This window comes from Roseicyclus sp., assembly GCF_052168335.1.
Lineage (GTDB): Bacteria > Pseudomonadota > Alphaproteobacteria > Rhodobacterales > Rhodobacteraceae > Roseibacterium.
Window position 1 is genome coordinate 1 of record NZ_JBQLZP010000461.1, and the last position, 5,516, is coordinate 5,516.

5 protein-coding genes and 1 pseudogene are annotated in these 5,516 nt (G+C 72.4%); 3 read left to right on the forward strand and 3 right to left on the reverse strand.

Annotated features, from left to right (window positions below; all coding sequences use genetic code 11):
* Window positions 1-325: pseudogene (locus ACTS11_RS14275) on the forward strand (glutathione S-transferase); the annotation flags it as partial.
* 24 nt (window positions 326-349) lie between these two features.
* The gene (locus ACTS11_RS14280; protein ID WP_442640972.1) at window positions 350-1,891 is read left to right on the forward strand and encodes a YifB family Mg chelatase-like AAA ATPase; all 1,542 of its coding nucleotides are present in this window, start codon (window positions 350-352) and stop codon (window positions 1,889-1,891) included.
* Between the two features lie 68 nt (window positions 1,892-1,959).
* Here ACTS11_RS14280 and ACTS11_RS14285 read toward each other — a convergent pair whose 3' ends face one another.
* The 3 genes from ACTS11_RS14285 to ACTS11_RS14295 all read right to left on the reverse strand — a co-directional run bounded on the left by ACTS11_RS14285 (window position 1,960) and on the right by ACTS11_RS14295 (window position 5,059).
* The gene (locus ACTS11_RS14285; RefSeq protein ID WP_442640973.1) at window positions 1,960-2,799 is read right to left on the reverse strand and encodes a carbon-nitrogen hydrolase family protein; all 840 of its coding nucleotides are present in this window, start codon (window positions 2,797-2,799) and stop codon (window positions 1,960-1,962) included.
* Window positions 2,792-4,276, reverse strand: coding sequence for a glycerol kinase GlpK (glpK, locus tag ACTS11_RS14290; protein WP_442640974.1), 1,485 nt, complete (start codon window positions 4,274-4,276; stop codon window positions 2,792-2,794). The genes ACTS11_RS14285 and glpK overlap by 8 nt, the downstream gene beginning before the upstream one ends.
* A 78-nt stretch (window positions 4,277-4,354) precedes the next feature.
* On the reverse strand, window positions 4,355-5,059 hold the full coding sequence (locus ACTS11_RS14295; protein WP_442640975.1) for an arylesterase: 705 nt from the start codon (window positions 5,057-5,059) through the stop codon (window positions 4,355-4,357).
* On the opposite strand from ACTS11_RS14295, the gene ACTS11_RS14300 reads away from it, so the two are divergent.
* Window positions 5,058-5,516: ABC transporter ATP-binding protein (locus tag ACTS11_RS14300; protein ID WP_442640976.1), on the forward strand; the 459-nt coding region annotated here is incomplete at its 3' end. The genes ACTS11_RS14295 and ACTS11_RS14300 overlap by 2 nt on opposite strands.

Sequence of the window (5,516 nt, forward strand, 5' to 3'; positions counted from 1 at the left end):
CGTGGAGCGGATGCTCGCCCATCCCGACTTCCGCCGCTGGCGGGCGACGGGTGCCGCCGAGGGGCCGGACCTGCCGCAATACGAGATGCCGCTCGCGCGCGCCCCCTTCCCCGCGCCGCCGACGATTTCCGCGCGCGCGGTCGCGGAGGGCGCGCCCGCGAACGCCGCCTGTCCCTATTCCGGCAAGCCTCCCACCCACCTCGCCGAGATCGGCGGGCGCATCTACGGCTTCTGCAACGCCTTCTGCCGGGACAAGACCGTGGCCGACCCGGAGGCCTGGCCGCGGTTCATGGCGATCCACGGGGCGCCGGTTTACGATTCGTAAACGCTTGGGCCGTATCCGTTAACCATGTTCGACGGACCCCGGCCCGACAGCGTCGCGCTCTGCCATACCGTCGCCTTCGAGGGGCTCGAGGCGCGGCGGGTCGAGGTGCAGTGCGCCGTGACGCCGGGCCTGCCCGGCTTCTCGGTCGTGGGCCTGCCCGACAAGGCGGTGTCCGAGGCGCGGGAGCGGGTGCGCACCGCGCTCCAGGCCATGGCGATCGCGCTGCCCTCGAAGCGCATCACGGTGAACCTCTCGCCCGCCGACCTGCCCAAGGAAGGCTCGCATTTCGACCTGCCGATCACGCTCGCGCTGCTCGCCGCCATCGGCATCGTGCCGCCCGACCGCGTGGCCGACTGCATGGCGCTGGGCGAGTTGTCGCTCGACGGGCGGCTGGTGGCGGTGCTCGGGGCGCTGCCGACCGCGCTCGCCGCGGGCGAGGACGGGCGCGTGCTCCTCTGTCCGGCCGGCTGCGGGGCGGAGGCCGCCTGGGTCGGCGCCACGCCCGTCTTCGCGGCGGCGAGCCTCGCGGAACTGATCGCGCATCTGACCGAGCGGGCGCCGCTCGAGCCCGCGCGGCCGGGCGAGGTCCTGGAGACGCCGGTTTCGGGCTGCCTCTCGGAGGTGCGCGGGCAGGAGCGGGCCAAGCGCGCGCTCGAGATCGCGGCAGCGGGACGCCACCACCTCCTGATGATCGGCTCGCCCGGCTCGGGCAAGTCGATGCTGGCGGCGCGCCTGCCCGGCCTCCTGCCGCCGCTCTCGGCGCCCGAAGCGCTGGAAACCTCGATGATCCACTCGCTCGCGGGGCTCCTGGATGAAGGCGGCATCTCCCGCACGCGCCCCTACCGCGCGCCGCACCACACCGCCTCCATGCCGGCCATCGTCGGCGGCGGGCGGGGTGCCAAGCCGGGCGAGATCTCGCTCGCCCACAACGGCGTCCTCTTCCTCGACGAGTTCCCGGAATACCCGCGCGCCGTCCTGGAGACGCTGCGCCAGCCGATCGAGACGGGCGAGGTCGTCGTGGCGCGGGCCAATGCCCACGTGAAATACCCCTGCCGCTTCCTTCTGGTCGCCGCGGCGAACCCGTGCCGCTGCGGGCATCTCTACGACGCCAACGAGGCCTGCGGGCGGGCGCCGGTCTGCGGGCAGGATTACCTCTCGCGCATCTCGGGGCCGCTGATGGACCGCTTCGACCTCCGGATCGAGGTGCCCGCCGTCTCGTACCGCGACCTCGACGCGCCGGCGGGGGGCGAGACATCGGCGGCCATCGCCCTGCGCGTCCGCGCCGCGCGCACGATCCAGACGGACCGTTTTGCCGCGCTGGGGGCTGCGGCCCGGGTCAATGCGGATGCGGAGGGCGCGCTCCTCGACCGGATCGCCACGCCGGACGCGGAGGGCAAGGCGCTGCTCCTCAAGGCGGCGGAGCGCTTCCGCCTCTCGGCGCGGGGCTATCACCGCATCCTGCGTCTGGCGCGCACCATCGCCGACCTCGACGAGGTCGAGACCGTCTCGACCCCGCACGTGGCCGAGGCGGTGAGCTACCGGCTGATCGGCGCTCCCGAACTCTAGACCTGGCGTGGGGAGGCAGCCCTCCCGAGACGGGTCAGCGGGACGAACCATCGCTTTGGATCTCGCCGCTAGAGGCGCTTCAGCGGCACGTCCCGGCCCGTCTTCAGCGCCGGGATCTGACGGCGCGCCGCCTCGACCATGGCGAGGTCGAGGTCGACCACCGCCAGGCCCGGCGCCTCCCGCCCGAGATCGGCCAGCACGCCCCCCCAGGGATCGACGGCCAGCGCATGGCCCCAGGTCTCGCGCCCGTCGGCATGCTCGCCCGCCTGCGCCGCGGCCAGGACGAAGGCCCCCGTCTCGATGGCGCGGGCGCGGATCAGCACCTCCCAGTGGGCGCGCCCCGTGGGCACCGTGAACGCCGAGGGGATGAAGATGATCGTCGCCCCCTCCTGCCCGTAGCGGCGGTAGAAGCAGGGAAAGCGCAGGTCGTAGCAGATCGACAGGCCGAAGGGCCCCCAGGGCGTGTCGAGCATCACCGCCGCCTCGCCGGGCGCGAAGCGCTTGCTCTCGCCGATGGGCGCCTGCCCCTCGATCGCCACGTCGAAGAGGTGGACCTTGTCGTACTCCGCCCGGATCGCTCCCGTCGCATCGATCACCGCCGAGTGGTTCAGGAACCGCCCGTCCGGCCCGAGAACGGGGGTGGAGCCGATGTGGACCCAGAGACCGTGCTTCGCGGCAAGCTCCCGGCAGGCGGCGATGTAGGGATCGGCTTCCGCCGCGACGACCTGGGTGCGCGCGACCTCGGCGTTGCGGTTCATCAACCCCGCGACCTCCGGCAGGCACAGAAGCTCCGCCCCCTGCCCCGCTGCCCGAGCGGCGAGGTCCGTCACGCTCGCGATGTTCTCGGCGTGCGTGTCGGCCGAGCGCATCTGCGCCAGCGCCGCGCGGAGGGTCGGCCGCTCAGTCACGGGACGACAGCGTGCGCGCGACGGCGTCCTTCCAGCCGGCATAGCGACGCGCGCGCTCGGCCTCGTCCATCTGCGGGTGGAACTCGCGCTCGACGGCCCAGGACTTCGCGAACTCGTCGAAGCCGGGGTAGACGCCCGCCTGCATCCCCGCGACCCAGGCCGCGCCCAGCGCCGTCGTCTCCAGCACCTTGGGCCGGTCCACCGGCGCGCCGAGGATGTCGGCGAGGAACTGCATCGACCAGTCCGACGCCGTCATGCCGCCGTCGACGCGCAGCACGTTGCCGCTGCCCGCGCCGTCCCAGTCGGCGGCCATCGCCTCGTAGAGGTCGCGCGTCTGGTAGCCGACCGACTCGAGCGCCGCCCGCGCGATCTCGGCGGGGCCGGTGTTGCGCGTGATGCCGAAGATCGCACCCCGGCAATCGGGGTCCCAGTAGGGCGCACCGAGCCCGGTGAAGGCCGGCACGAGATAGAGCTGCTGCCCCGGGTCGGCCTTGGCGGCGAGCTCCTGGCTCTCGGCCGCGCTGCCGATGATGCCGAGCCCGTCGCGGAGCCACTGGACCACCGCGCCCGCGATGAAGATCGAGCCCTCGAGCGCGTAGGTCACTTTCCCGTCGAAGCGGTAGGCGATGGTTCCGAGGAGCCTGTTGCGGCTCTCGACGAGCGTGTCGCCGGTGTTCAGGAGGGCGAAGCACCCGGTGCCATAGGTGGACTTGAGCATCCCCGGCTGAAAGCAGGCCTGCCCCAGCGTCGCCGCCTGCTGGTCGCCCGCGACGCCGAGGATCGGGATCGCGTCACCGAAATGCTCCGCCTCCGCCGTGCCGAAATCCGCGCCGGTATCCAGAACCTGCGGAAGGATCGCGGCGGGAATGTCGAGGAGCTTCAGGATATCCTCGTCCCAGCGCCCTTCGCGGATGTTGTAGAGCAGCGTCCGCGCGGCGTTCGTGGCGTCCGTCACGTGCCGCTTTCCGTTCGTCATCTTCCAGATGAGCCAGGAATCCACCGTGCCGAAGGCGATCTTCCCGGCCTCCGCCTTCTCGCGCGCGCCCTCCACGTTCTCCAGCAGCCACGCGACCTTCGAGCCCGAGAAATACGGGTCGAGGAGGAGGCCGGTCTTCTTCCGCACCAGCGGCTCGTGCCCCTCGGCACGCAGGCGCGCGGTCAGCGGCGCGGTGCGGCGGTCCTGCCAGACGATGGCGTTGTGGATGGGCCTGCCCGTCTCGCGGTCCCAGATCACCACGGTCTCGCGCTGGTTGGTGATGCCGATGGCGGCGACGGGCCCCGGCGCCTTGCCCCGCGCGGCGCGGACGGTCGAGAGGGTGGTGGCCCAGATCTCCTCGGGGTCGTGCTCGACCCAGCCCGAGGCCGGGTAGTGCTGGGTGAATTCCTCCTGCTCGCTGGCGACGGGCCCGAGCCCGCCGTCGAAGACGATGGCGCGCGTGGACGTGGTGCCCTGGTCGATGGCCAGAACCTGGGTCATGGAGAACCTCCCTGTCTTCTTGCCCCCGAGCCTACCGGGACAGGCGGCGAGGGCAAGCCACCTCCTGAACGCGCGGCGTCAGGACGGCGGGTCCACCCGCTCCAGCAGGTCCTCGACCGAAGGGCCCAGCGCCTCGACGATCAGCGCGACACCCTCGGCGCTCGGGTGGAGGCCGTCGGGCTGCATGTAGCGCGCGATCGCGGCGTTCCGATCGCTCTCGGCCGCCGCCTCGAGCGCGCCGAGGAAGCTCTCGACATGGATCGCGCCGTATTGCGCGGCGAGCTCGGGATACATCGCGTCGAAGGCGGCCTTGTACTCCGGCCCGTAGTTCCCGGGTGCCGTGAGGCCCACGAGCAGGACCGGCAGCCCCCGCGCCTCGGCCTCGGCGAGGATGCCGTCGAGGTTGGCGCGCGCGGCCTCGGGCGGGATGCCGCGCAACAGGTCGTTGCCGCCCAGCGCCACGATCATCGCATCCGCCTCCGGCCCCAGCGCCCAGCCGACGCGCGCGAGCCCACCCGCCGTCGTGTCGCCCGAGACGCCGTGGTTCTGCACCTCGACGTCATGTCCCCGCGCCCGAAGCCAGGCCTGGAGCTGCGGGACGAAGCCCTGCCCGTCGATCAGGCCGTAGCCCTGCGTGAGGCTGTCGCCCAGCGCCACGAGCGTCACGGTCTCCTCCTGCGTGTGCGCCGGTCCCGCGACCAGAAGCGCCAGCGCGGCCGCCTTGCCGATACCGGCCAAGGCACCATATGCCCCTGAGAAAAGTGAACCGAGGCGTTCAGTCATGGCAGAAACCGTCCTTTCCCTGCGCGACGCGCGGCTCACCCTCGACGGCAACGCGGGCGCCGTCGACATCCTGCACGGCATATCGCTCGACATCGCGCGCGGCGAGACGGTGGCGCTGACGGGTCCTTCGGGGTCTGGCAAGTCGTCGCTCCTCATGCTGATGGGCGGGCTCGAGCGGGCCACCGGCGGCAGGGTCGAGGCGCTCGGCCGCGACCTGACCGCGATGAACGAGGACCAGCTCGCCCGGTTCCGCCGCGAACATATGGGCGTCGTGTTCCAGTCCTTCCACCTCATTCCGACGATGACCGCGCTCGAGAACGTGGCGACGCCGCTCGAGCTCGCCGGCCACCGCGACGCCTTCGAGCGGGCGGAGGCGGAGCTTGCCGCCGTCGGCCTCGCCTCCCGCGCGCACCACTACCCCAGCCAGATGTCGGGCGGCGAACAGCAGCGCGTGGCG